The organism is Cedecea neteri NBRC 105707 = ATCC 33855 (genome assembly GCF_001571265.1).
Lineage (GTDB): Bacteria > Pseudomonadota > Gammaproteobacteria > Enterobacterales > Enterobacteriaceae > Cedecea > Cedecea neteri.
In genome coordinates, this window is sequence record NZ_BCTL01000049.1 from 1 (window position 1) to 25,484 (window position 25,484).

The following is a 25,484-nucleotide window of genomic DNA, read 5'->3' on the forward strand; positions in this document are numbered from 1 at the left end:
AAATGACGGTGATTTCCCCGAGTCGTTCACCGGTTCGATGGCGGCATGTGAAACTGTATTTGAAGTGAACGGAATATTCGCCTGCTCTGCATAAATAGAGCAAGTACCAGGTTAACGCTTAACCCAGTACACCGCCTCAAACGGCCTCAGGCTCATCTCACCTGGCTTAGCGGCGGCGTCAGAGTAGTTACTCATCAGCACTTCCCATTCACCGTCATGGCCTTCCAGCTGCAGCCACTGCGCTTCACCGCTGAGGTTAGCGGCAACCACCAGCGTTTGCCCTTCGTGTTGACGGCTGTAGCTCCACACCAGCGGATGCTCCGGCAGCAGATCCTGATAATCACCCCAGGTCAGCACCGGCTCTGACTTACGCAGCTTGATCAATTGCTGATAGGTGTAGAACACCGAGTCGCTGTCTTTCAGCGCCGTCTCGGCGTTGACCGTCTGGTAGTTATCGCACAGGCCAATCCACGGCGTGCCTTCGCTAAAGCCTGCATTGTTGCCCGCATCCCACTGCATCGGCGTACGGCTGTTGTCGCGTGACTTGCTGGCAAGAATTGCCATCAGCGTGTCGCTGTCGCGCCCAAGGGTTCGCAGCTCGGCGAACATATTGAGGCTTTCCACGTCGCGATACTGATCGATGCTGGAGAAATGTGGATTGGTCATCCCAATCTCTTCCCCTTGATAGATGTACGGCGTGCCCTGCATACCGTGCAGCACCATCGCCAGCATCTTCGCGGACGTAGTACGCAGCTTGCCTTCGTGCCCGAAGCGGGAAACGATGCGCGGCTGGTCGTGGTTACACCAGAACAGCGCGTTCCAGGCCACGTTGTGCATGCCCTGCTGCCAGTGATTGAAGATGGACTTCAGCTCCACGTAGTCGGGTTTTGCCAGCGTCCATTTCTCGCCGCCCGGATAGTCGACCTTCAGGTGGTGGAAGTTAAATGTCATCGACAGCTCGCTGCCGTCGAGGGCGCCATATTTCTGGCAGTTATCCAGCGAGGTGGAGGACATCTCGCCGACGGTCATCAGACCGAGCGGCTTAAAGGCATCGCGGCTGAATTCCTGCAGATACTCGTGGACGCGTGGCCCGTCGGTGTAAAAACGGCGACCATCGCCTCCGTCAACGTCGTTCGGGAATTGCTGATCTTTGGAGATCAGGTTAATCACGTCGAGGCGCAGACCGTCCACGCCGCGGTTGGCCCAGAACTCACAGACCTTTTTCAGCTCGGCGCGAACCTCCGGGTTCTCCCAGTTGAGATCGGCCTGCTCGGGCGCGAACAGATGCAGGTAGTACTGCCCGGTTTCCGCCTGCCACTGCCAGGCGTTACCGCCAAACTTCGAGCGCCAGTTATTCGGCAGAACATCCGGCGTGCCGTCTCGCCAGATATAGAACTCGCGATACGGGCTGCGTTTATCCTGCGCCTGCTTGAACCAGTCGTGCTCCGTGGAGGTGTGGTTGAACACCATATCCAGCACCAGACGAATACCACGCTGGTGGGCTTCCGCAACCAGCAAATCAAAATCTTCCAGCGTGCCGTAGGTTGGATCTATCGCGCAGTAATTAGCGACGTCGTAACCGTTATCTATCTGAGGCGAGACATAAAACGGCGTAATCCATAGGGCATCGACGCCCAGCGTCTTGAGATAATCCAGACGCTTAATCACGCCCTTCAGATCGCCGGTCCCGCTGCCGGTCGTGTCCTGGAAACTCTTTGGGTAAATCTGGTAGATGACGCCGTTTTGCCACCACGGAGGAGTGATATTCATAGCGAGTTCCTGCTAGCTGAAGGGGCGGAGTTGCCCCACAAACTGATGACAAGCTTCTGGCAGTAGAAAGAACCTTAAGTGCCATCAAAAAATAAACAAGGAAAATCAATGGCTGATTTTCAGCTGATAACCCGCAAAGCGTAAAAATACACTTTGCTCTGACGAAAAGGGGGCATTTCTGCCCCCGGTCAATCTCACTACACCACCAGCAGCGTGCCCTGGCGGAATTTACGCTTGTAGACGATAGATGTCAGGACAATCGGCACAATCACCGCGATAACAATCGCAATGGCGTAGATGCCCCAGAACTTAGGCTGAATGGACAGAATGCCCGGCAGGCCGCCGACGCCAATCCCGTTCGCCATTACGCCGTTGAGTCCGCACAGCAGGCCGGCCAGGCCGGAACCTACCATCGCGCACAGCATCGGGAAGTGATACTTCAGGTTGATCCCGTACATGGCCGGCTCGGTGACGCCGAGGTAGGCCGAAATGGCCGCCGGGACGGAGATTTCACGTTCATTCTGCTTGCGGCTGCAAATAATGATGCCGACAACCGCAGAAGCCTGCGCAATGTTAGACAGCGCAATCAGCGGCCAGACCGGCGTGCCGCCCAGGCTCTGAATCATCTGCATGTCGATGGCAAGCGTGGTCTGGTGAACGCCGGTGATAACCAGCGGCGCATACAGGAAGCCAAACAACGCGGCGCCTACAGGGGCGAAGCTGCCGGTCATCAGATGGCGAACCGCAAACGCAACGCCGTCACCGATCATGCGGCCGAATGGCCCAATCACGGTGTGAGCCAGGAACACGGCCAGGATCAGCGAGCACACCGGCACGATAACCAGATAAAGGTAATCCGGCACGATGCGTTTCATGCGAGTTTCAATAAAGCCGAGCGCCAGGCCCGCCAGCAGCGCAGGAATAACCTGTGCCTGGTAGCCCACTTTCTCGATGGTGAACCAGCCGAAGTTCCACACTTCTGGGATCTTGGTGCCCAGCTCGTAGGCGTTCATCAGCTGCGGGGATACCAGCGTAACGCCCAGCACGATGCCGAGGATCGGTGTGCCGCCCATTTTCTTCACCGCAGACCAGCAGATACCCACCGGCAGATAGAAGAAGATCGCCTCACCAATCAGCCACAGGAAGTCATACACGGTTTTCAGCGCCGGATACATCTGGGCAAGGGTTTCCCCGTTGCTCATCGGCAGGTCGCCAATCACGTTACGGAAGCCGAGGATCAGACCCCCGCTGATCAGCGCTGGCAGCAGCGGGAAGAAGATCTCTGCGAAGTGGGAGATCAGCTGCTCGTGCCATTTCATGTTTTGACGGGCCGCCGTTTTGGCCTGCTCCTTGTCGGCGGAGTCCAGTCCGGTCGTGGCAATCAGCGCTTTGTAATAATCATCCACATCGGTACCGATAACCACCTGGAACTGACCGGCGTTGGTAAAGCAGCCTTTCACCATCGGCAGGTTTTCGATCTCTTTAGGATGGGCATTTTCGGGATGGTTCAGCACAAAACGCAGTCGGGTAATGCAGTGGCTCACGGTAGCGATATTCTCGCGTCCACCAACGAGTTCGATCAGTTTGTCGATGTCTTGTTGTTTTACTTTGCTCATAAGTAACACCCTGGGTAGGAGGTAATGACCTGTAGTAAGGGTAGCCGGGAATCTATTTTACGAAAATGGGAACGTTCCCGAAATCAAGCGAAGATCACAAAATCCCGCTTAGGGGAGGTTTTATTGCAGGTGGCTTGGGATGACGATTTGCCGCAGCTGTTGGCCCTGAGAAATCTGCCCGATCAGCTGTAAAGCCGCGGCGCGACCGGCTTCGGCGTAGCCCGGATCAACGGTGATGATTTCAGGATGCAGAAACTTCATCAGCGGCGTGTTCCCCACGCTCGCCAGTTGAATATCGCTGCGGTTTTGCTGCTGGAGGTATTTGCTTGCGCCCAGCGCCAGGGTGTCGGTGGCGCAAAGCAGGGCGGTGGTTTTCGGGGTCAGTACTTCAACTACATGCTCGTAGCCCTGCTTCATGGCGAGGCCCGGCAGAGCGGCATTGGGAACAATATCGTGGTCACGACAAAAAGCGAGATAGGCCTGATGACGGCGATACCCGGTGGTGACGTCGCCGTGCGGCACGCCAAGGAAGCTGATGTCGCGGTGACCTTGCTGATAAAGGCTGGACATCAGGATGTGAATGGAGCCTTCATCGTCATAACACACCGAAGCGAATCCGCTGGCGTCTCTTGCCATCAGCACCAGCGTGGAGCGCCAGGGCTGCAGCATCTTCTCGTTAATGCCGGTGAAGCCAAACAAAATCACGCCGTCGATGTTGCGGCGGCGCAGCATGCCGAGATGTTCTTCAACCATGTCCGGTGAGAACTGGCTTTCCATCATGATCGGATCGTAGCCCTGCTCGTAAAGGCAGGGCAGCATGGTTTGCACCGCCAGATTTTCCGACAGGGAGTCAAGGCGCGTCACGATAATGGCGACCACTTTATCGCTTTGCCCACGCATGGCGCGCGCCGAACGGGAAGGGGAGAACTCGTGCTGCTGCATTACCGCTTCAACTCGTTCCCGCGTGCGGGCGCTGACGCCGCTTTCATTGTTCAATACGCGAGAGACGGTAGATTTCCCCACGCCGCTCAGGCGGGCAATATCTTTGATGGTAAGGCGACTTTGCATAGCTGTTCTTTTCCCTGGCGGTCACGGTGCAAATTGGCTCGTTTGGCAATGGCGGCGGCCCCGTTCCTTTTGGGACACGAATGCGGTGATTGTCACTCGTTTGCCACTAACCTGTAATCCGGATTATTTAGAATATACTTACCAAGAGTAAAATTTTAACGCTGTATCCCGTTCCCGATATGGGCAAAATCTGGTTTACAGAAGGTTTAGTTTTACGGGCGTAGTATACCTGGCATTCTCATTATGCCAGAAGGCGTAATGCTATTTTTCTTTCAACGCTACCGGAGATGACATGGAACCCGATCCCAGTCCTCACCCTGAAGTAACAGGAATTTTCCGGTAAGCCACAGGTTAACGCCCGCTGCCTTACCGGTTTTGTAAGGCAGTGACGACCACTCTCATTTACGTCCCTGCTTGTTGATGCTCTCCTGCCTGGTGCAGCTTTGTTGCGCCTGCAGGAAACTTAGGTACCGCTCAAGACGGTGCTAAGGACGTTTATGCAATTCAAAAACCTCACTCGCCAGCTGATGTCCCAACTGAGCCGTCACCTGCCGCGCCGCCTGGTGCAGCGCGATCCTATGCCTGACGGAAAAGTAGTGGCGAAGGCCGCCGATATTCCGGCGACGCTGACGCAAGCCTGCCTGAAATATGCCGCCGCCAGCGAAGAGCAGCTCTACGTTGAGTTTGGCAGCCATCCGGAAGGGCTGGATGCTCGTGAAGTTGAAAAAGCGCGCGAAACCCACGGCCTGAACCAGATCCCGGCGCAGAAACCCGCGCCGTGGTTTGTGCACCTCTGGGTTTGCTACCGCAACCCGTTCAACCTGTTACTGACGGCGCTGGGCATCTTCTCCTACGCAACGGAAGACGACCTGTTTGGCGCAAGCGTCATTGCTCTGATGGTGGTGATTTCCACGCTGCTGAACTTCATTCAGGAAACCCGCTCCACCCGCGCGGCGGATGCGCTGAAGGCGATGGTCAGCAACACCGCAACCGTGCTGCGCGTTATCAACGATCAGGGCGAATATGCCTATGTCGAGGTTCCGCTGGACCAACTGGTGCCGGGAGATATCGTTAAGCTTGCCGCAGGCGACATGATCCCAGCCGACCTGCGCGTTATGCAGGCGCGTGACCTGTTTGTTGGCCAGGCGTCGCTGACCGGGGAATCTCTGCCGGTCGAGAAAGTGGCCGTCAGCCGCCAGCACGATCAGCACAACCCGCTGGAGTGTGACAACCTCTGCTTTATGGGCACCAACGTGGTGAGCGGCACGGCGCTGGCCATGATTATCGCCACCGGCGGGAACACCTGGTTCGGGCAACTGGCTGGACGCGTCACCCAGCAGGAAAGCGAGCCTAACGCCTTCCAGCGGGGTATCAGCCGCGTAAGCTGGCTGCTGATCCGCTTTATGCTGGTGATGGTGCCGGTGGTACTGCTGATCAACGGCTTCACCAAAGGCGACTGGTGGGAAGCGGCGCTGTTCTCACTCTCCGTGGCCGTCGGCCTGACGCCGGAAATGCTGCCGATGATCGTCACCTCCACGCTGGCGCGCGGGGCGGTGAAGCTGTCGAAACAAAAAGTCATTGTGAAGCACCTCGATGCTATTCAGAACTTCGGCGCGATGGACATCCTGTGTACCGATAAAACCGGTACCTTGACCCAGGACCGCATCGTGCTGGAAACCCACACCGATATCTTCGGCGAGCAAAGCGATCGCGTGCTGCACACCGCCTGGCTGAACAGCCACTACCAAACCGGGCTCAAAAACCTGCTGGACGTGGCGGTGCTGGAAGGCGTTGATGCCGACCACGCCCGCACGGCGGTTGCCCAGTGGCACAAAATAGATGAAATCCCCTTCGACTTTGACCGCCGCCGTATGTCGGTTGTGGTCTCCGAGCAGTCAGACGTGCATCAGCTTATCTGCAAAGGCGCGCTGCAGGAGATCCTCAACGTTTGTACTCACGTGCGCCACGGCGACGAGATTGTGCCGCTCAGCGAAGGGATGCTGAAACGCATTCGCAGCGTGACCGACTCGCTGAACAGCCAGGGCCTGCGCGTGGTTGCCGTTGCCACAAAATTCCTGCCTGCCCGCAGCGCAGACTACAGCCGCGTGGATGAGTCCGACCTGATCCTCGAAGGCTACATCGCCTTCCTCGATCCGCCGAAAGAAACCACCGCTCCGGCGTTAAAAGCGCTGAAAGCCAGCGGCATTGCGGTAAAAATCCTGACCGGCGACAGCGAGCTGGTTGCGGCGAAAGTGTGCCGTGAGGTCGGGCTGGAAGTTGGCGACCTGATCGTCGGCAGCGACATCGAAACAATGAGCGATGACGAGCTGGCGCGAGTGGCGCTGCAAACCACGCTGTTTGCCCGCCTGACGCCGATGCACAAAGAGCGTATCGTTCGCCTGCTGCGCGGTGAAGGCCACGTGGTGGGCTTTATGGGCGACGGTATTAACGATGCCCCGGCACTACGTGCGGCAGATATCGGTATTTCTGTAGACGGCGCGGTGGATATCGCCCGTGAAGCCGCCGATATTATTCTGTTGGAAAAAAGCCTGATGGTGCTGGAAGAGGGCGTTATCGAAGGTCGTCGTACCTTCGCCAACATGCTCAAGTACATCAAAATGACCGCCAGCTCCAACTTCGGCAACGTCTTCAGCGTGCTGGTGGCCAGCGCCTTCCTGCCGTTCCTGCCGATGCTGCCGATTCACCTGCTGATCCAGAACCTGATGTACGATGTCTCTCAGGTCGCGATTCCGTTTGATAACGTCGACGATGAACAAATCAAACAGCCGCAGCGCTGGAATCCGGCCGACCTGGGCCGCTTTATGGTGTTCTTCGGGCCGCTCAGCTCCATCTTCGATATCGTCACCTTCGGCGTGATGTGGTGGATTTTCAAAGCGAATACTCCGGAGGCGCAAACGCTGTTCCAGTCCGGCTGGTTCGTGGAAGGCCTGCTGTCGCAAACGTTGATTGTGCACATGATCCGTACCCGCCGTATTCCGTTCCTACAAAGCCGTCCGGCGTGGCCGCTGATGATGATGACGCTGCTAGTGATGGCGCTCGGGATTGCGCTGCCGTTCTCGCCGCTGGCCGAGTACCTGCACCTGCAGGCGCTACCGCTGAGCTACTTCCCGCTGCTGGTGGTTATTCTGGCGGGCTACGTGATGCTGACCCAGGCCGTGAAAGGCTTCTACAGCCGCCGCTACGGCTGGCAGTAATCCCAAAAAATAGCGAGATGTGATCCACGTCTCGCCGCCGCCTTGCTGAAAAATCCTTCACGTGATAACAGATTGTTTTTGCTATTTTCTGGCCCGTCACGTGAAAGGATTACTCATGTTCAAAACGCTTCGTTTTAGCCTGCTGGCAGCAGGTATCGCCGTTGCCTGCCAGGCGCACGCCGCCCCGGCAGGGGACTTACCGCTCATGCCCTGGCCGCAGCAGGTCGAGCTCCCGGAAACGCAGGGCAGCCTGCCGCTGACTAACGCTGTTTCTATCGCCATTAGCGGCGACAAGCTCGATGGGGCTATTGACCGTTGGCGCCAGCGCATTAGCCTGCAAACCGGCTGGCAGCTTCAGCCTGCGGCCACAAAGCCGGAAAAACCCACAATCGCTATCCAAATCAAACATGCTGTCGATCCGCTGCCTAAAGCCGACAGCGACGAAAGCTATGCATTAAGCGTGACGGCGGACGGCGTGAAGCTCACCGCTAACACGCGCTTTGGCGCGATGCGCGGCATGGAAACCGTGCTGCAGCTGATTCAAAATGGCCCGCAGAATACGTCGATTCCTTATGTAGACATTAAAGATGTGCCACGCTTCCCGTGGCGCGGGCTGCTGCTTGATTCAGCCCGCCACTTCATGCCGGTGAACGACATTCTGCGTCAGCTGGACGGCATGGCCGCCGCCAAGCTGAACGTTTTCCACTGGCATCTGACGGACGATCAGGGCTGGCGTTTCGCTTCCACTCATTATCCGAAGCTGCAGCAGCTGGCGAGCGACGGGCAGTTCTACACTCAGGATCAGATGAAGCAGGTTGTGCGCTATGCCACCTCGCTGGGCATTCGCGTGGTGCCGGAAATCGACCTGCCTGGGCACGGCTCAGCGCTGGCGGTGGCATATCCGGAGCTGATGAGCGCGCCGGGCCCATACCAAATGGAGCGTAACTGGGGCGTCCTGAAGCCGCTGCTTAACCCGGCTAATGAAGCGGCGTACAAATTTGTTGATACGCTAATTGGCGAAGTTACCGCTATTTTCCCGGACAGTTATCTGCATATCGGCGGCGATGAGGTAGACGACAGCCAGTGGAAAGAAAGCGCCGCCATTCAGCAATTCATGAAGCAGCGCAACCTGGCCGACTCTCACGCGCTGCAAACGTATTTCAACCAGCGGCTGGAGAATATCCTCGAAAAGCATAAGCGCCAGATGATGGGCTGGGACGAGATTTACCATCCGGATCTGCCGAAGAACATTTTGATCCAGTCCTGGCAGGGGCAGGACTCGCTGGGCGCGATCGCGGCTAACGGCTACAAAGGCATTCTGTCCACGGGCTTTTATCTCGATCAGCCTCAGTCCACCGCCTACCACTACCGCAATGAAGTCCTGCCGGTAGGGCTGAACGGCGTGGATCATATTAGCGAAGCCGACAGCGCGCAAAGCTGGTTCTTCAGCATGCCTCGCCTGAAAGGCAGCGCGGTGGAAGGCAGCTTCACGCTGGTGAAAAACGATGGCGGCTGGCGCGGATTTATCGACTTCAAGGGCAAATCCCGCCGCGTGGTTCACGATGTGAAATGGCTGAGTCCAACCCAGGTGACCTTCACGGTGGATACCTGGATGGGGGAAACTCGCCCGGTGGTGACGGTGGAAAACGACAAGCTTAGCGGCTACTTCCTCGTGGGCAACGTGCGTTATCCGGCCACCGGGCAGAAGCTGGAAGGTGTGCCGGATGGCAAGCAGCCTGTGGTGCCAACCGAAGCGCAGATGAGCAACATTCTCGGCGGTGAGGCGGCGCTGTGGGCGGAAAACGTAATCTCCCCGCTGCTGGACATCAAGCTCTGGCCGCGCACCTTTGCGGTAGCCGAGCGGCTGTGGTCGGCTAAAGACGTCACCGATGTGGACAATATGTACCAGCGTATGCAGGCGATTGACGCCTGGTCGACGGTGTCCGTTGGCCTGCGCCAGCACACCGAATCTGTCACGCAGCTGACGCGCCTTGCCGGTACGCCGGAAATCATGCCGCTGCAAATCCTCGCTCAGGCCATTGAACCCGCGCAGTATTACACGCGTCAGCACCTGAAGTTCCAGGCCGGAAACTACAATCACTTTGAGCCGCTGAACCGCTTTGCAGATGCGCTGGGGGCTGAAAGTGGCCAGGTGAGGGCAATTAATAGCTGGGTGGATAAACTGATTGCTGACCCGGAAGACAGCCACAGTGCGGAAGCGCTGCGTCATATCTTCACCCGCTGGCAGAACAATACCCCGGACGTGCTGGCGCTGATCGACGGTAACTATGTGCTAAAACCGCTTAAGCCGGTTGCCGAGGACGTGGACAAGCTCGCCGGGCTGGGCTTAAGGCTGACTGATTTGGTGGCGAAGCAAGGTTCGCTCAGCGATGATGAGCTTAAAGCCATTCAGGCTCAGCTGGATGCTGCGGCGCAGACTCGTGATGAAGTGGTGATTGCGGCGGTGTACCCGCTGGAAAAACTGCTGCGGGCCATTGTGAAGTAAGGGCAAAAAAATAGCCCCGTGAAAGCGGGGCTACAAGCAAAAGCGCTGCGGCGAATTAGCGGCGAACGGCGATGGCTTCGATTTCGATTTTCACGTCTTTTGGCAGACGAGCCACTTCAACGCAGGAGCGAGCCGGGAAGGTCGCTTTATGCTCGTTGAAGAAGGCTTCGTAGGTAGCGTTCACGGTCGCGAAATCGTTCAGATCTTTAACGAACACGGTAGTTTTCACGATGTCGCCCACTTTCAGACCCGCGGACTCAACGATAGCCTGCACGTTTTCGAGGGACTGACGAGCCTGAGCGGCTACGTCTTCCGGCACTTCGCCGGTTTTTGGGTTCACCGGGATCTGCCCGGAGGTGATTACCATGCTGCCAAGATCTACGCCCTGAACATAAGGACCGATAGCGGCCGGTGCGTTTTCCGTGCTAAGCGTACGTGACATACTTTCTCCTCAGTATTAGATACAAAGCTCGCGACCATTATATACCCGTCATACTTCAAGTTGCATGTGCGTTGCCTACATCCGCTTACCCCAGTCACATAGTTATCTATGCTCCTGGGGATTCGCGGACTTGGCGCCTTCCTGAAACTCGAATTATTTAGGGTATAGGGATGCGAGCTTGCTTGTCATTAGTCGCTCGTTAATCTGCCAGCACGACGTGACGGGCGAACTCTTTTTCGCAGTATTTGCACTTCAGGCTGATATCGTCGGCACGCTGTTTCACAGCGAACGAAGAAGCGACCGGCTCGTTGTGGCTGATGCAATTGGTGTTCGGGCAGAGCAGCACTTTCTCGATACGCTCCGGCAGGCTCGGGGTGCTTTTACCTACCACTTCGTATTCGTCGATGCGGTTTACCGTCGCGTTAGGGGCATACAGCGCCAGCTGGTTCACCTGCTCGTCGGTCAGGAAGGTGTTCTCAATTTTAATCAGATCTTTGCGGCCCAGCTCGCGGGATGGCAGATTCAGCCCGATGGTGATGCGCTGGTCGGTTTTGGTCAGTTGGAACAGCGTCAGCAGCTTAAAGCCAACCTGAGCCGGAATGTGGTCGATAACGGTGCCGCGCTTGATGGCTTCAACCTGCAATTTATTATCGTGCGTCATCTTCTTGTCCTCTCACTTAAACCAGTTCGCGATTCAACACCAGCGCCAGCAGCGCCTGGCGAGCAAAAATACCGTTACCGGCCTGCTGGAAGTACCAGGCATGCGGCGTGCTGTCTACGTCGGTGGTTATCTCATCCACGCGCGGCAGCGGGTGCAGCACCTTCATGTTGCCGCGTGCGCCGGTCAGGTCGGCGGCGCGCAGGATAAACTGCGCCTTAACGTTGGCGTACTCTGACGGGTCGAGGCGCTCTTTCTGCACGCGGGTCATGTACAGAATATCCAGTTCCCCCACCACGTCGTCGATGGACTCGTGGCGGCTCCAGGCAATGCCTTTTTCATCCAGCATGTCGAGAATGTACTGCGGCATCGCTAGCGCGGCCGGGGCGATGAAGTAGAAACGGTTGCCGTTGAACTTCGCCAGCGCCTGGGCCAGCGAATGCACGGTGCGGCCATACTTCAGGTCACCGACCATGGCGATATTCAGGTTTTCCAGGCGGCCCTGGGTTTCCTGAATGGTGAACAGGTCCAGCAGGGTTTGGGTTGGGTGCTGGTTCGCACCGTCGCCTGCGTTCAGGATGGGGATTTCACCAGAAAACTCGGTGGCGAGGCGAGCCGCACCTTCCTGCGGGTGGCGCATCACGATGGCGTCAACATAGGTACTGATGACGGAGATGGTATCTGCCAGCGTCTCGCCTTTCTTGCCCAGCGAAGTGTTGCTGCTGTCGGAGAAACCCACCACCGAAGCGCCCAGGCGGTGAATGGAGGTTTCAAACGAGAGGCGAGTGCGGGTGGATGCTTCAAAGAAGCAGCTGGCGATAACCTTGTGCTTCAGCAGCTCCGGCTGTGGGTTAGCTTTTAGCTTTGCCGCGGTCGCCAGCACCAGTTCAAGTTCTTCACGACTGAGATCATTGATGGAAATGATGTGTTTTTTATAGAGCGGGTTAGTCATGCTTCTCTCCTGTTCTCGGGCCGACGGGCAAAAAAAAGGCCCCTCAACGAGGGGCCTTAGCAATTTGGGAATTTAGAAATTCGACGGTGCAACGGGAAGAAAAACGCCCTGCCGCGTCTGCTTTCAGACGTCGAGCTGCGACATTTTTTTGAACACAGTAAACCATGCTTCCTCCCGGCAAATTGTGGCGCATTATACGCGCGTGAGTGTTCTCTGCAAGCGCTAAAATCACACTTTTTAGGGGCGCTGCAATCGGTTGCGGTGAGCCTATGCTAAACCCAGCGTGCGCATAATACGGTGATGCACCTGCGGCGTTTTACGGATTTCACGGGGGGCAATCCACACCACGCTGCTGCCGGCGACTACGCCCAAAATCTCAGAGATGGCGTGGTGATCGAGTATTTTGGCTATTGCTCTGCCGTAGCCGGATACCGTATGTACCATCACAAACTCGCTGTTGTGCTCAACGCTGATAACCATTTCGGCCACCGAGCGCGCCGCATTCGGCTGCGGCAGGGTCATCGGGCTGAGGGCATAGATCTTTTGCCCTTTAGCGTTACGCAATTTGATGACGCCCAGCAGCTTGAGCAGGCGGGAGACGGTGGACTGGCTGATGGCTTCAAAGCCGTGCTGCTTCAGGTCATGACGTAGCTGCTCCTGGGAGTGATAACTCTTATGGCTGATCAGCTGCTGGCACAGCTCAAGCTGGCGCTGCTCTTTCTCGGACGAGAGGCGGGAGATCCTCATGATATTCACCACTCCTTTGATTGCTGGCGCGTTACCAGGCATGGTTGATGTCTGAAACCGTTTGATAGAAAAGCCTTTGCCGATCTTATCGTTTAAAAATATCGTCAATCGGTTAAATTAAAGAACTTAACGCCACTAATGTGGCGTTAATGTCGTCAGGCTATCTGTAAATTTCCGCTTATCACCAGTTTTAATGTCCACGCGGCCAACGCCAGGATGGCAATCGCTATCGCCAGCTCATAGCTTTTCAGCAGCGGTTGGCCCTGGGACTTTTTCTGCCACAGGAACACCAGAATCCCTGGCGTAAACAGCAGCGAACTCAGCAGCATTGAGTCACCGGCGGCGTAACAGAGCCAGAAGCCGTAAACCGTCGCAATCAGGCCAAGCACAATGCCACCGGTGCGCGATTCTCCCTGTTTGTAGCGTTCTCCGGTCCAGGCCAGCTTTAACCCGTAGGCGGCGCTGAACAGGTAAGGCGGCAAAATGGCCGCGGTGGCGATGGAAAACAGCGCCTGATAGCCCGCGGCGTAGAACAGGGTCAGGATCAGGAAGATCTGAATTAAACCGTTGGTGATCCACAGCGAAAATGAGGGCGAGTGGCGGGCATTTTCTTTCGCAAAAACTTTGGGGAAAATGCCGTCAATCGCGGCGACACGCGGTAATTCTGCGGCGAACAGCGTCCAGGCCAGCAGCGCCCCGGCAACCGAAAGAATCACCCCGCCGGCAACGAACTTAGCGCCCCACGGCCCGACCACGCTTTCCAGCACCCCGGCCATCGACGGGTTTTTCAGTCCGGCTAGGCTCGCCTGATCGAGAATGCCCATCGACAGCACGCTAACCAGCACGTAAATCGCCAGAGCGCCCAGCAGGCCAATAACCGTGGCCTTACCGATATCCTCACGTTTTGCGGCACGGGCGGAAACGACGGTCGCCCCTTCAATACCGATGAACACCCAGGTGGTCACCAGCATGGTATTTTTCACCTGATCGAAAATCTCCGGGCGTGACCCTTCGACCAGCATCATGCGGCCCCAGAAATCTGCCGTGAACACGCCAATCCGGAAGGCAATCAGCACTGCGACGATAAACACCAGCAGGATAATGACCTTCACCACGGTAAGAATCGTGTTGATATAGGCGGCTTCGCGCACCCCGTGAAGCACCAGGGCATGAACTAACCAAAGCACGACGGAAGCGCCGATAATCGACGGCAGGTTATTCCCGTCGCCAAAAACCGGGATGAAAAAGCTCATGGCGCTGAACAGCAGCACCGCATAAGAGACGTTGCCGAGCCAGGCGGAGAACCAGTAGCCCCAGGCGGACTGGAAGCCGATAAAGTCGCCAAACCCGGCTCGGGCATAGCTGTAAACGCCGCCGTCAAGTTCCGGGCAGCGGGCGCTGAGATTCTGATAAATAAACGCGAGGCAAAGCATGCCCACGCCGGTAATCGCCCAGCCAATCAACAGCGCGCCGGGTGAGGCTACCGAAGCAAAGTTTTGCGGCAGGCTAAACACCCCGCCGCCGATCATTGAGCCTATGACCAGCGCAACCAGCGCGCTGAGCCCGAGTTTTCTCTCACTGCTTGCGGAGGTGTCTGTCGCACCTTCATGGGTAACATCGGCCATTTCCTTTTCTCCCGCTGCGCCAGGCAGCATAAGGGCAAAACGGGCAGCGAGAGGTTCCCACTGCCCGACAGCGTTACGCGCCGAGCGTGGCAACCATCACGGCTTTGATGGTGTGCATACGGTTTTCGGCTTCGTCGAAGACGATGGAGTGTTTTGACTCAAAGACCTCTTCGGTCACTTCCAGCCCCTTCAGGCCGTAGGTTTCTTCGATCTCTTTGCCGACTTTGGTGTGTTCGTTGTGGAAGGCGGGCAGGCAGTGCATGAATTTGACGTTCGGGTTGCCGGTCGCGTTGAGGACGTTTTGGTTAATCTGGTACGGCGTCATGATGCTTACGCGTTCGGCCCAGGCTTCTTTCGGTTCACCCATCGAAACCCAAACGTCGGTGTAGAGGAAATCTACGCCCGCGACGCCCTCCGCCACGCTGTCGGTCAGCATGATGCGCCCGCCGGTTTCTTTGGCGATGGCGCGGCATTGTTCGACCAGCGCCGCCTCAGGCCAGAAGGCTTTTGGCGCTACCAGGCGAATGTCCATGCCCATCTTGGCGGCGCCCACCATCAGGGAATTGCCCATGTTGTTGCGGGCATCGCCGAGATAGGCGAAGGAGAGATCCTGAAGTTTTTTGCCCGGCGCGTGCTCCAGCATGGTCATCAGGTCGGCGAGGATCTGGGTTGGGTGGAATTCATTGGTCAGCCCGTTCCACACCGGCACGCCCGCGTATTCCCCCAGCTCTTCGACGATGTCCTGGCCATAGCCACGGTATTCAATCCCGTCGTACATGCGCCCCAGTACGCGAGCGGTGTCTTTCATCGACTCTTTATGGCCGATTTGTGAACCGCTTGGCCCTAGGTAGGTCACCAGCGCGCCCTGGTCAAATGCGCCGACCTCAAAGGCGCAGCGGGTGCGGGTGGAGGTTTTCTCGAAGATCAGCGCGATGTTTTTACCGCATAGCGTTTTTTTCTCAGTGCCGGCCTGTTTGGCCGCCTTCAGGTCACGGGCCAGGTCGATGAGGTACTGAATTTCTGCAGGTTTAAAGTCGAGGAGTTTCAGGAAATTACGGTTTTTTAAGTTGATAGTCATTTTCGTTATCCTTTGAAGAGTAATAGTTTGCTGACCCTCACCCCGGCCCTCTCCCTGAAAGGGAGAGGGGGAAGTGCGGGCGACTCTATTTATCCCCTCTCCCCTCGGGGGAGAGGGTTAGGGTGAGAGGGCTTTCAGAGTTCCCGAATAAGCGTGCCTTTCTCACCGGCCAGAATCGCCGGGCCATCCTCCAGCGCGCCAATCCCGGCGATGCCGTGGCAGCTGGCGACAAAGCGGCTGCAGGCGGCCACTTTGGGCCCCATCGATCCGGCGTCGAAGCTCATCCCTTCCAGCTCAGTCGGCGTTACGCTGGTGAGCGGACGCTGCGCCGGCGTGCCCCAGTTGAGGTAAACCGCGTCGGCGTCGGTCAGGATCAGCAGGGCGTCGGCCTCTATCTGGCGGGCCAGCAGCGCGGCGGAAAGATCCTTATCAATGACCGCCTCAATGCCGTGGTAGCCGTCGGCCTTCTCCACTACCGGCACGCCGCCGCCGCCGTTGCAGATGACCAGATGGTCACGCTGAATAAGCGCCGTAATGGCGTCGCTCTCGACGATGCGTTTAGGCTGCGGTGACGGCACCACGCGGCGGAAATACTGCCCGTCGGCTTTTACCGACCATCCTTTGTCACGTACCAATTCATCCGCCTGCTCCTTGCTGTACACCGGGCCGATATACTTGGTCGGATTGCTGAAGGCCGGGTCCTGTGGATCCACCTCAACCTGAGTCAGCAGCACGCTGGCTTCGCGGTCAGGCAGATGATTTTTCAGCGCCTGCTGCAGCATGTAGCCGATCATTCCCTGGCTCTCCGCGCCGAGAACGTCCAGCGGATAAGGGCTCACGTTTTGGTAGGCGCTGTTTTGCAGGGCAAGCAGGCCAACCTGTGGACCATTGCCGTGCACCAGCACAACGCGCCAGGCGCCGGTGAGCTGGGCGATAGTTTTTGCCGCCAGCTCAATGTTTTTGCGCTGCAGGTCGGCTTCCAGCGGTTCTCCGCGCTTCAGCAGGGCATTCCCGCCGAGCGCCACAACCAGCGTTGGTTTCAGTTCCATATGCTTTGCTCCCTTAAATTCCGTCGCGGTCCAGCGGGCAGCTCATGCAGCGTGCGCCGCCGCGCCCGCGCCCCAGTTCATCGCCAGGGATCGGCAGAACGGTGATCCCGGCTTTGTCGTATTTCTCGTTGGTCCAGATGTTGCGTTCGTAGCCGATGACAACGCCGGGACGAACGGTCAGCACGTTGTTGGCGTCGTTCCACTGCTCGCGCTCCGCTTCAAAGGCGTCGCCGCCGGTGGTGATGAGCTTGACCTGATCGATCCCCAGCGCTTTTTCGATGGCGTTCACCAGGCTGGTTTCCTGGTGGCGCTTGATGCCGCCGTGGCCGTCAGGGGTTAAGGTCCAGCACTGCACGTCTTTGCGGACGACTTCCGGGTAAACGGAGAAGGTGTCAATATCGAGATGGGTCATGACGGTGTCGAGGTGCATGCAGGAGCGATGTTTCGGCAGCTCGACGGCAATCACGCGGCTTGCCTGCTGGTGTTTGAATAATGATTCAGCGAGAAACTCTATGCCCTGAGGCGTGGTGCGTTCGGACATGCCAATTAATACCGCACCGCGGCCAATGACTAATACGTCTCCGCCTTCCAACGTGGCGTGGTCGTAATTAATATTTTCATCGCCGTAATATTTAATGAATTTTCCGTCGGTAAATGCCGGATGCCAGCGATAAATTGCCCTTAAATTATTGGTTTCGCGTTGGCGAGCCGCTTTGGCCATTGGGTTAATAGAGACGCCGTTATAAATCCAGCAGGATGTATCGCGGGTAAATAAATGATTTGGTAGTGGCTTCATAATAAAATCGGTCAGGGCGTGGGTATCCACTACCATATTTTTTATATGCGTTGGAATTTCCCCGTAGGTCAGCCCGCCGGAAAGGCGACGCGCCAGTTCACGGTGTGGCATATCGGCCAGCCAGCCGCGCACATCGGAGGCGAAAGCTGGCCCCAGCCGATAGTCTGAAACTTGCGTATTCAGCAGCCAGGCCTTGGCATCGCTGACGTCCAGCGTCTGCGTCAGCAGGTCGGTGAGCAGCAGAACCTCAACGCCTTCACCGCGCAGGGTGTTGGCGAACACATCATGTTCTTCACCGGCGCGTTCAACCGACAGCACGTCGTCAAATAATAATTCCTGACAGTTTGAAGGGGTAAGTCTTTTCAGGCTGAGGTTTGGGCGATGCAGCATCACGCTACGTAATTGACCTATTTCGGAACCGACATAATGTTTGTCCATGACTATTCCTTTGCATTAATTCGGAGATAAAAGTGCCTGTGGCGCAATGAATATTGCGTCGCGATTTTAATAACCCGTTAAGTTGTCTTCGTGGCGTATCTTAATTTCTTCACAACCATTTAATGTGAGATTTATCACGTGCTCAAGGCCGTTTTTATTTGTCTTGCTATTAATTGATGAACGTCAGAAAACAGTAATTATGCTGATAATGACAAATGCATAATTACTCGCTGGAGGGTTTTTAATTATTTCTGAGTGTTAAAGGGTTGTGATTTTATGCGAAAAGAGAAATTTCTTAATGCATTGATTATTAATGTTATTTATTTTCAGAGTGAATGATTATTCATTGCGGGTTTTGTTTAATGCCGTGAAGGGAAGAAAAGGAACAATAGTTATTTTCAATCGGGCATTAATGCAGTGAATTGAAACTGTGAGCGGAAAGAGTTTTTTCTTATTACTTTCAATAAAACAAGGTGTTGGTGGTTCATTTAAGCTGGCGTTGTATGAGGTTATGTCTTTTTTGTGCATAAAAAACGCGGGTGATGCACCAGACGTGCAACATCTTTAGTAATAAACATGCGGGAGAAAAGAAAACCCCTCGGGCGGGAAAGCCGCCGAGGGGCCAGGATAAGCCCTGGGAGCGAAGAAACTATTTTGCCAGCGTGGCGACCATAACGGCCTTGATGGTGTGCATCCGGTTTTCAGCCTGGTCGAACACCACGCTATGGGAAGACTCAAACACTTCGTCGGTAACCTCCATGCCGCCGTGGAGATCGAACTCCTGCGCCATTTGTTTCCCCAGCGTGGTTTGATCGTCGTGAAATGCCGGCAGGCAGTGCAGGAATTTGACCTGCGGGTTGCCGGTTAACGCCAGCATAGCGCTGTTAACCTGATAAGGGCGCAGCAGGGCGATACGCTCGGCCCACTTCTCTTTGGCTTCGCCCATCGACACCCAGACGTCGGTATAGATGAAATCCGCCCCTTTAACGCCCGCGGCAACGTCCTCGGTTAGCGTGATTTTCCCGCCCGTTTTTTCGGCCATAGCTTTGCATTCGGCGACCAGCTTTTCATCCGGCCAGCAGGCTTTAGGCGCCACCAGGCGCAAATCCAGCCCGGTCAGCGCGGCGGCTTCCAGCATGGAATTACCCATGTTGTTGCGCGCGTCCCCGGCGTACACCAGCGCCATCTCATTCAGGTTTTTGCCCGGCAGCTGTTCTTGCATGGTGAGCAAATCCGCGAGCAGTTGGGTCGGGTGATACTCGTTGGTCAGGCCATTCCACACCGGCACGCCCGCATAGCTGGCAAGGGTTTCGACGATGTCCTGGCCATAGCCGCGGTACTGGATGCCGTCATAAATACGCCCCAGTACGCGCGCCGTATCCTTAATTGATTCTTTATGCCCAATCTGGCTGCCGCTTGGGCCGAGGTAAGTGACGCGAGCGCCCTGGTCGTAAGCGGCAACTTCGAAAGAGCAGCGAGTACGAGTCGAATCTTTTTCGAAGATGAGCGCAATATTTTTTCCATTAAGATGCTGAATCTCCGTTCCTTTTTTCTTATCGCTTTTCAGTTTGGCGGACAGAGTCAGCAATTCGTTCAGTTGGGCAGGGGTAAAATCGAGCAGCTTAAGAAAGTTTTTCTGATAGAAGTGACTCATTTTTTCCTCGCGTGGCGCAAGCCTTAATTGAATTAAAATTCAATTTATATGTATGAATATTCAATTGCAACCCCGTGTGTTAAAACTTTGCGGTGAAAGGTGGAGGCAAACCCCGGCGTGTGTGAAAATGAGAGTATCTACCTACACATTTGAGGAAAGGGCCATGGCAAATCCAGAACAGCTGGAAGAACAGCGCGAAGAAACACGTTTAATCATTGAGGAACTGCTGGACGACGGTAGCGATCCGGACGCGTTGTACACCATCGAACACCACCTTTCTGCGGATGATTTCGAAACGCTGGAGAAAGCCGCCGTTGAAGCTTTCAAGCTGGGTTATGAAGTCACCGACCCGGAAGAGCTGGAAGTTGAAGAAGGCGATACCGTCATCTGCTGCGACATCCTGAGCGAATGTGCGCTGAACGCTGAACTGATTGGTGCCCAGGTTGAACAGCTGCTGAACCTGGCAGAGAAATTCGGCGTGGAATACGACGGCTGGGGCACCTACTTCGAAGACCCGAATGGCGAAGAAGGTGAGGAAGGCGAAGAAGGCGACGAATATCAGGACGAAGACGACGACGGCGTGCGTCACTAAAAGTAAGCGGTGCAGCGGCGTTCAGCCGCTGCGCTTCAGGATACCTCATGGACTACCAGCAACTCCTCTCCCCGATTACCCAATTCCTGCTGTGCCCCACGCCCGAAGCGTGGATTCAAAAAGCCCGTCGCCCGGAAAACCTGGCGCTGCTGTTAACCGACCACATGGTGTGCGAGCTTAAAGCCGCGCAAACCGCCATGCTGCTGATCCGCAAATACGTTGCCGATAAAGAGAGTTCGCAGGCGCTGCTGGCCTGGCTGCAGCCTTATGAAGCCTTTACCTTCCGCGACGGTGAGGAACCGGATTTTCTCTCGCTCCACAAAGGGCTGAGTAAAAGCATCATGCCGAAAACGGAGCATGGCTGGGGGCAGCGGCTTATCGACAGCATGGTGCTGCTGATCAAAGAAGAGCTGCACCATTTTTGGCAGGTGCGGGAAATTATGATTGCCCGTAACATCCCGTACGCCAAAATCACCGCCAGCCGCTACGCTAAAGGTTTACTGAGTGAAACACGCACTCATGAACCGCTGATGTTGGTCGATAAGCTTATCTGCGGGGCCTACATTGAAGCGCGATCTTGTGAACGATTTGCCGCGCTGGCGCCGCACCTGGATGATGAATTACGGCGTTTTTACCTGTCGCTGCTGCGCTCTGAAGCGCGTCATTACCAGGATTATTTAACCCTGGCGGAACACATTGCCGGGGGCGATATCAGTGAACGCGTTTGTTTCTTTGGCCACGTCGAGGCCGGGCTTATCCAAAGCCACGACGACGAGTTTCGTTTCCACAGCGGCGTACCCGCAGAGTAGAAGGAAGTAACATGAACTGGACCCATGTCATTATTGCAGGCTATGTCGGGGCTGTGATAGCCGCGGCGGTGGCGGTATTTCGCAAGAAAGGCTGGGTCGGTAAAGCGGGCGCGGCGGTCATTGCGCTGGTTGCCATCATGGCGTGGAACATCTTCGACGTAAAATACCTTATCCCTCGCGATCGGGCCGGACAGGAGCTAGCGGGGCTTGATGAGGCGATGGCCCAGATGCCGGTTTACCAGGTGCTGAAAGAGCAAGAGCCTGCGCTGTGGATGTCTATCCGCCAGCAGGCGGTCGAGATGCACCAGCAGGGAAAAACCGAACAGGAGGTTATCGACACCATCCAGCCGCAAATCCTCGCCGTAGAGACGAAACGCCTGCAAAGCGCGACGGATGACAACGTCGTGGCGTTTATGCAGGTAAACATGCAGCAAACGGCGATGGTGCAAAAATCCAGCGATGACGCCTGTTTCCGCTTCCTGTTCCCGGACGTGAAAGGGGGCATCAACTCCACGAAAATTCTGCCCCGCGACGTGACGCTGCGCCGCATGCAGGTGGATGCAGCGATGATGCGCTCCGCCTACGGTTCGGACAAACACAGCGTGACTGACGCAGAACGCGAACAGGCGCGGCAGGATATTCAGCCTATCGTCCGGCAATTGACGAAGCGTTATGGGAGCGATCTCCAGCTCATGTCGGACCCGCATAAAGCGGTGGGCAAAGAGGGGCTGGTCTGTAACCAGGTTCAGGAACTATGGCGCAACGTTCTTCAGCTTCCTCCCGCTCGAGCGGCTGGGATCATCCGCCTGTCGGTTGCGCAGGAATAACCCGCAGCCATAGCGTCAGAATCGCTTAAGACTTGAACAGCCACTCGCTTGCCGCTAAGGTAAGCGCGTTTTTTACCTTCCTGGAAAGCATCATGACCGCTATCGCCCTTATCGACGACCACCTTATCGTCCGCTCCGGCTTTGCCCAACTTCTTGGGCTGGAGGCGGATTTTCAGGTTGTGGCCGAATTTGGCTCCGGGCGTGAAGCGCTGGTGGGGCTGCCGGGTCAAGGCGTGCAGGTCTGCATCTGCGATATCTCAATGCCGGATATCTCCGGGCTGGAACTGCTTAGCCAACTGCCGAAAGGGATGGCGATCATTATGCTGTCGGTGCACGACAGCCCGGCGCTGGTGGAACAGGCGCTGAACGCCGGGGCACGCGGCTTTTTATCCAAACGCTGCAGTCCCGACGAACTCATTGCCGCGGTGCGTACCGTGGCGACGGGTGGCTGCTACCTCACGCCGGATATCGCCATGAAGCTGGCGGCCGGGCGGCAGGATCCGCTGACGAAGCGCGAGCGCCAGGTGGCGGAAAAACTGGCGCAGGGCATGGCGGTGAAAGAGATTGCCACCGAGCTGGGGCTGTCGCCGAAGACCGTGCACGTGCACCGCGCCAACCTGATGGAAAAGCTTGACGTCAGCAACGATGTGGCGCTGGCGCGACGCCTGTTTGACGGTTGGTAATGCGGCCTTTCTTCTCGCGGCTGATCGCCGTTATCGCCAGTTTCTTTATCTTCTCAGCCGGATGGTTTTGCCTGTGGAGTATTAGCCTGCACCTGGTGGAACGTCCCGAGCTGGCGGTGCTGCTGTTTCCCTTTGGGCAGCGTTTAGGGCTGATGCTGCAATGCCCGCGCGGCTACTGGCCGGTTCTGCTGGGCGCAGAGTGGCTGATGCTGGCCTGGCTCGCGCAGGAAGTGGCCCTGGCGCATCTGCCGCTGCTGATGCTGGGCGGGGTGCTCACCATCCTGCCGGTGGCGCTTATCTCCCGCTATCGCCATCAGCGTGACTGGCGAACCCTACTGCGGCAAGGTGCGGCGCTGATTGCCGCAGCGCTGCTCCAGTCGCTGCCGTGGCTGAACCAGGGGCAAGAATCCTTGAATGCGCTATTGCTGACGCTGACCGGCGGCTTAACGCTGGCGCCGACCTGCCTGGTGCTCTGGCACTATCTGACCAGCACCGTCTGGCAGCCTCTTGGCCCGGCGCTGGTTTCCCAGCCGGTCAACTGGCGCGGGCGTCACCTGATTTGGTATTTGCTGCTGTTTGCCGTTAGCCTCTGGCTGCAGCTGGGGTTACCCGCCGAACTCTCCCGTTTTACGCCGTTCTGCCTGGCGTTGCCGATTATCGCCCTGGCCTGGCACTACGGCTGGCAGGGGGCGCTGATTGCCACCCTGATGAACGCCATCGCGCTGATCGCCAGCCAGACCTGGCACGATCATCCGGTGGATCTTCTGCTTTCATTGCTGGCTCAAAGCCTGACCGGGTTGTTGCTAGGCGCAGGGATCCAGCGCCTGCGTGAACTTAATCAGTCTTTGCAAACCGAGCTGGCACGCAACCGCCGCCTTGCCGAACGCCTGCTGGAAACCGAAGAAAGCGTGCGGCGGGAAGTGGCGCGCGAACTGCATGACGACATTGGGCAGACCATCACCGCGATCCGCACCCAGGCCGGCATCGTCCAGCGTCAGGCGCCGGAAAACGAAGGCGTTAAGCTCAGCGGGGCGCACATTGAACAGCTTTCGCTGGGGGTTTATGACTCGGTTCGTCGCCTGCTGGGGCGCTTGCGTCCGCGCCAGCTGGATGATTTATCGCTCGAGCAGGCAATACGTTCTCTGCTGCGCGAAATGGAGCTGGAAAGCCGCGGCATCGTCAGCCACATAAACTGGCAAATCGATGAGCCCCTGCTTAGCGAAGGGCAGCGCGTGACGCTGTTCCGCGTTTGCCAGGAAGGGCTCAATAACATCGTGAAGCACGCCAGCGCCAGCGCGGTAACATTACAAGGCTGGCAGCAGGACGAGCGGCTGATGCTGGTGATTGAGGACGACGGCAGCGGTTTGCCGCCGGGTTCCGGGCAGCAAGGCTTTGGGCTTACCGGGATGCGCGAACGCGTCACGGCGCTGGGCGGAACGTTCGCGATTTCCTGCACTCACGGCACGCGCGTCAGCGTTAGCCTGCCATTGCGTTATGCCTAAGGGGCGAGCATGTTCAGTTTTTTAAAAGTCCCGGCAAGCGCCGCGCCGCTTAGCGACAAAAGTGAGATTGATGCCCGCTACCGTTACTGGCGTCGTCATATCCTGATAACTATCTGGCTCGGCTATGCGCTGTTTTACTTTACCCGCAAAAGCTTTAACGCCGCCGCGCCGGAAATCCTCGCCACCGGCGTGATGGAGCGCACCGATATCGGCCTGCTGGCGACGCTGTTTTACATCACCTACGGCCTGTCGAAATTCTTCTCCGGGATCGTCAGCGATTTCTCCAACGCCCGTTATTTTATGGGCATCGGGCTGATAGCCACCGGCATCGTGAATATCCTGTTTGGCTTCTCGACCTCGCTTTGGGCGTTTGCGCTGCTGTGGGCGCTGAACGCCTTTTTCCAGGGCTGGGGATCGCCGGTCTGCGCCCGCCTGCTCACGGCCTGGTATTCCCGCAGCGAGCGCGGCGGCTGGTGGGCGGTATGGAACACGGCGCACAACGTGGGCGGGGCGTTAATCCCGATTATCATGGGCGCTGCGGCGCTGCAGTACGGCTGGCGTGTCGGGATGATGATTGCCGGCGGGCTGGCGATTATCGCCGGGCTGTTTTTGTGCTGGCGGCTGCGGGACAGGCCGCAAACCGTGGGCTTACCGGCGGTCGGCGACTGGCAGCATGACGAGCTGGAAATCGCTCAGCAGCAGGAAGGTGCAGGGCTGACGCGCAAAGAAATCCTCTACAAGTACGTGCTGGTGAATCCTTACATCTGGCTGCTGTCCCTGTGCTACGTGCTGGTTTACGTGGTGCGGGCGGCGATCAACGACTGGGGCAATCTTTACATGTCGGAGACGCTCGGCGTCGGGCTGGTTACCGCCAACTCGGCGGTGACGATGTTCGAACTGGGCGGGTTTATCGGCGCATTGGTGGCGGGGTGGGGCTCGGACAAACTGTTCAACGGCAACCGTGGCCCGATGAACCTGATCTTCGCCGCAGGCATTCTGCTTTCCGTTGGCTCGCTGTGGCTGATGCCCTTTGCCAGCTACGTGATGCAGGCGGCCTGTTTCTTTACCACCGGTTTCTTCGTGTTTGGGCCGCAGATGCTGATCGGCATGGCGGCGGCAGAATGCTCGCACAAAGAGGCCGCGGGCGCGGCGACGGGGTTTGTCGGGCTGTTTGCCTATCTTGGCGCGTCGCTTTCCGGCTGGCCGCTGGCGCGGGTGATCGACATTTGGCACTGGAGCGGCTTCTTCGCCGTGATCGCGATTGCTGCCGGAATATCGGCTTTGCTGCTGCTGCCGTTCTTGAACGCCCAGGCCCCGCGCGAGGCTAACGAAGCGTGATACGCCTCACTCTTTTGCCCGATAAAGGGCAAAACTAAGAAATTTTCCCGGTTCGGCCTGGACGCTGTCTCAGGCCAGTTTGCTCGCTGATTTTTACAATGCCTGCCATTAAGCAGGTA

20 protein-coding genes are annotated in these 25,484 nt (G+C 56.9%); 8 read left to right on the forward strand and 12 right to left on the reverse strand.

Going from position 1 to position 25,484, the window contains the following annotated elements; translation table 11 throughout:
• Positions 1-111: 111 nt before the first annotated feature.
• The 3 genes from treC to treR all read right to left on the reverse strand — a co-directional run bounded on the left by treC (position 112) and on the right by treR (position 4,454).
• Positions 112-1,770: an alpha,alpha-phosphotrehalase gene (gene treC / locus CNE01S_RS19145; protein ID WP_061277814.1), complete on the reverse strand. Its 1,659-nt coding sequence runs from the start codon at positions 1,768-1,770 to the stop codon at positions 112-114.
• Between the two features lie 197 nt (positions 1,771-1,967).
• A complete protein-coding gene (gene treB / locus CNE01S_RS19150) occupies positions 1,968-3,386 on the reverse strand; it encodes a PTS trehalose transporter subunit IIBC (protein WP_061277815.1) in 1,419 nt (472 codons plus the stop codon).
• Positions 3,387-3,506: 120 nt separating this feature from the next.
• Positions 3,507-4,454 carry a trehalose operon repressor TreR gene (gene treR, locus CNE01S_RS19155; RefSeq protein ID WP_061277816.1) on the reverse strand — a complete coding sequence of 316 codons (948 nt, stop codon included), beginning with the start codon at positions 4,452-4,454 and terminating at the stop codon, positions 3,507-3,509.
• Positions 4,455-4,951: 497 nt separating this feature from the next.
• On the opposite strand from treR, the gene mgtA reads away from it, so the two are divergent.
• Positions 4,952-7,669: a magnesium-translocating P-type ATPase gene (mgtA, locus tag CNE01S_RS19160; protein WP_061277817.1), complete on the forward strand. Its 2,718-nt coding sequence runs from the start codon at positions 4,952-4,954 to the stop codon at positions 7,667-7,669.
• A 115-nt stretch (positions 7,670-7,784) separates the two neighbouring features.
• Positions 7,785-10,175 (forward strand): beta-N-acetylhexosaminidase, encoded by a 2,391-nt coding sequence (locus CNE01S_RS19165; protein WP_061277818.1) that lies wholly within the window; start codon positions 7,785-7,787, stop codon positions 10,173-10,175.
• A gap of 55 nt (positions 10,176-10,230) precedes the next feature.
• Here CNE01S_RS19165 and ridA read toward each other — a convergent pair whose 3' ends face one another.
• The 9 genes from ridA to argF (CNE01S_RS19210) form a co-directional block, all read right to left on the reverse strand.
• Positions 10,231-10,617: a 2-iminobutanoate/2-iminopropanoate deaminase gene (ridA, locus tag CNE01S_RS19170; protein ID WP_061277819.1), complete on the reverse strand. Its 387-nt coding sequence runs from the start codon at positions 10,615-10,617 to the stop codon at positions 10,231-10,233.
• 199 nt (positions 10,618-10,816) lie between these two features.
• Positions 10,817-11,278: an aspartate carbamoyltransferase regulatory subunit gene (gene pyrI / locus CNE01S_RS19175; RefSeq protein ID WP_061277820.1), complete on the reverse strand. Its 462-nt coding sequence runs from the start codon at positions 11,276-11,278 to the stop codon at positions 10,817-10,819.
• A 16-nt stretch (positions 11,279-11,294) separates the two neighbouring features.
• A complete protein-coding gene (pyrB, locus tag CNE01S_RS19180; protein WP_061277821.1) occupies positions 11,295-12,227 on the reverse strand; it encodes an aspartate carbamoyltransferase in 933 nt (310 codons plus the stop codon).
• Positions 12,228-12,494: 267 nt separating this feature from the next.
• Positions 12,495-12,974 carry an arginine repressor gene (locus tag CNE01S_RS19185; protein ID WP_061277822.1) on the reverse strand — a complete coding sequence of 160 codons (480 nt, stop codon included), beginning with the start codon at positions 12,972-12,974 and terminating at the stop codon, positions 12,495-12,497.
• Between the two features lie 155 nt (positions 12,975-13,129).
• On the reverse strand, positions 13,130-14,599 hold the full coding sequence (gene arcD / locus CNE01S_RS19190; protein WP_061277823.1) for an arginine-ornithine antiporter: 1,470 nt from the start codon (positions 14,597-14,599) through the stop codon (positions 13,130-13,132).
• Positions 14,600-14,672: 73 nt separating this feature from the next.
• Entirely contained in the window at positions 14,673-15,677 is a 1,005-nt protein-coding gene (gene argF / locus CNE01S_RS19195) for an ornithine carbamoyltransferase (protein ID WP_061277824.1), read from the reverse strand.
• Positions 15,678-15,811: 134 nt separating this feature from the next.
• On the reverse strand, positions 15,812-16,726 hold the full coding sequence (locus tag CNE01S_RS19200) for a carbamate kinase (protein WP_061277825.1): 915 nt from the start codon (positions 16,724-16,726) through the stop codon (positions 15,812-15,814).
• Positions 16,727-16,739: 13 nt separating this feature from the next.
• Positions 16,740-17,960: an arginine deiminase gene (arcA, locus tag CNE01S_RS19205; protein ID WP_061277826.1), complete on the reverse strand. Its 1,221-nt coding sequence runs from the start codon at positions 17,958-17,960 to the stop codon at positions 16,740-16,742.
• A 649-nt stretch (positions 17,961-18,609) separates the two neighbouring features.
• Positions 18,610-19,614, reverse strand: coding sequence for an ornithine carbamoyltransferase (argF, locus tag CNE01S_RS19210; RefSeq protein WP_061277827.1), 1,005 nt, complete (start codon positions 19,612-19,614; stop codon positions 18,610-18,612).
• A 163-nt stretch (positions 19,615-19,777) separates the two neighbouring features.
• On the opposite strand from argF (CNE01S_RS19210), the gene rraB reads away from it, so the two are divergent.
• From rraB to CNE01S_RS19240, 6 genes are all read left to right on the forward strand, one after another.
• Positions 19,778-20,206: a ribonuclease E inhibitor RraB gene (gene rraB, locus CNE01S_RS19215; RefSeq protein ID WP_038478623.1), complete on the forward strand. Its 429-nt coding sequence runs from the start codon at positions 19,778-19,780 to the stop codon at positions 20,204-20,206.
• 47 nt (positions 20,207-20,253) lie between these two features.
• A complete protein-coding gene (gene miaE / locus CNE01S_RS19220) occupies positions 20,254-21,015 on the forward strand; it encodes a tRNA isopentenyl-2-thiomethyl-A-37 hydroxylase MiaE (RefSeq protein WP_061277828.1) in 762 nt (253 codons plus the stop codon).
• An 11-nt stretch (positions 21,016-21,026) separates the two neighbouring features.
• Positions 21,027-21,842 carry a hypothetical protein gene (locus CNE01S_RS19225; RefSeq protein ID WP_061277829.1) on the forward strand — a complete coding sequence of 272 codons (816 nt, stop codon included), beginning with the start codon at positions 21,027-21,029 and terminating at the stop codon, positions 21,840-21,842.
• A gap of 92 nt (positions 21,843-21,934) precedes the next feature.
• A complete protein-coding gene (gene uhpA, locus CNE01S_RS19230; RefSeq protein ID WP_061277843.1) occupies positions 21,935-22,525 on the forward strand; it encodes a response regulator transcription factor UhpA in 591 nt (196 codons plus the stop codon).
• Complete coding sequence (uhpB, locus tag CNE01S_RS19235; protein ID WP_061277830.1) at positions 22,525-24,027, forward strand: signal transduction histidine-protein kinase/phosphatase UhpB; 1,503 nt, start codon at positions 22,525-22,527, stop codon at positions 24,025-24,027. Before uhpA ends, uhpB begins: the two co-directional genes overlap by 1 nt.
• A gap of 9 nt (positions 24,028-24,036) precedes the next feature.
• Positions 24,037-25,365 (forward strand): MFS transporter, encoded by a 1,329-nt coding sequence (locus CNE01S_RS19240; RefSeq protein ID WP_061277831.1) that lies wholly within the window; start codon positions 24,037-24,039, stop codon positions 25,363-25,365.
• The last annotated feature ends 119 nt before the right edge of the window (positions 25,366-25,484 follow it).

Coding starts and splice junctions, on each gene's coding strand:
- treC (WP_061277814.1), bottom strand. CDS start 1,770: ATGAATATCACTCCTCCGTGGTGGCAAAACGGCGTCATCTACCAGATT.
- treB (WP_061277815.1), bottom strand. CDS start 3,386: ATGAGCAAAGTAAAACAACAAGACATCGACAAACTGATCGAACTCGTT.
- treR (WP_061277816.1), bottom strand. CDS start 4,454: ATGCAAAGTCGCCTTACCATCAAAGATATTGCCCGCCTGAGCGGCGTG.
- mgtA (WP_061277817.1), top strand. CDS start 4,952: ATGCAATTCAAAAACCTCACTCGCCAGCTGATGTCCCAACTGAGCCGT.
- CNE01S_RS19165 (WP_061277818.1), top strand. CDS start 7,785: ATGTTCAAAACGCTTCGTTTTAGCCTGCTGGCAGCAGGTATCGCCGTT.
- ridA (WP_061277819.1), bottom strand. CDS start 10,617: ATGTCACGTACGCTTAGCACGGAAAACGCACCGGCCGCTATCGGTCCT.
- pyrI (WP_061277820.1), bottom strand. CDS start 11,278: ATGACGCACGATAATAAATTGCAGGTTGAAGCCATCAAGCGCGGCACC.
- pyrB (WP_061277821.1), bottom strand. CDS start 12,227: ATGACTAACCCGCTCTATAAAAAACACATCATTTCCATCAATGATCTC.
- CNE01S_RS19185 (WP_061277822.1), bottom strand. CDS start 12,974: ATGAGGATCTCCCGCCTCTCGTCCGAGAAAGAGCAGCGCCAGCTTGAG.
- arcD (WP_061277823.1), bottom strand. CDS start 14,599: ATGGCCGATGTTACCCATGAAGGTGCGACAGACACCTCCGCAAGCAGT.
- argF (WP_061277824.1), bottom strand. CDS start 15,677: ATGACTATCAACTTAAAAAACCGTAATTTCCTGAAACTCCTCGACTTT.
- CNE01S_RS19200 (WP_061277825.1), bottom strand. CDS start 16,726: ATGGAACTGAAACCAACGCTGGTTGTGGCGCTCGGCGGGAATGCCCTG.
- arcA (WP_061277826.1), bottom strand. CDS start 17,960: ATGGACAAACATTATGTCGGTTCCGAAATAGGTCAATTACGTAGCGTG.
- argF (WP_061277827.1), bottom strand. CDS start 19,614: ATGAGTCACTTCTATCAGAAAAACTTTCTTAAGCTGCTCGATTTTACC.
- rraB (WP_038478623.1), top strand. CDS start 19,778: ATGGCAAATCCAGAACAGCTGGAAGAACAGCGCGAAGAAACACGTTTA.
- miaE (WP_061277828.1), top strand. CDS start 20,254: ATGGACTACCAGCAACTCCTCTCCCCGATTACCCAATTCCTGCTGTGC.
- CNE01S_RS19225 (WP_061277829.1), top strand. CDS start 21,027: ATGAACTGGACCCATGTCATTATTGCAGGCTATGTCGGGGCTGTGATA.
- uhpA (WP_061277843.1), top strand. CDS start 21,935: ATGACCGCTATCGCCCTTATCGACGACCACCTTATCGTCCGCTCCGGC.
- uhpB (WP_061277830.1), top strand. CDS start 22,525: ATGCGGCCTTTCTTCTCGCGGCTGATCGCCGTTATCGCCAGTTTCTTT.
- CNE01S_RS19240 (WP_061277831.1), top strand. CDS start 24,037: ATGTTCAGTTTTTTAAAAGTCCCGGCAAGCGCCGCGCCGCTTAGCGAC.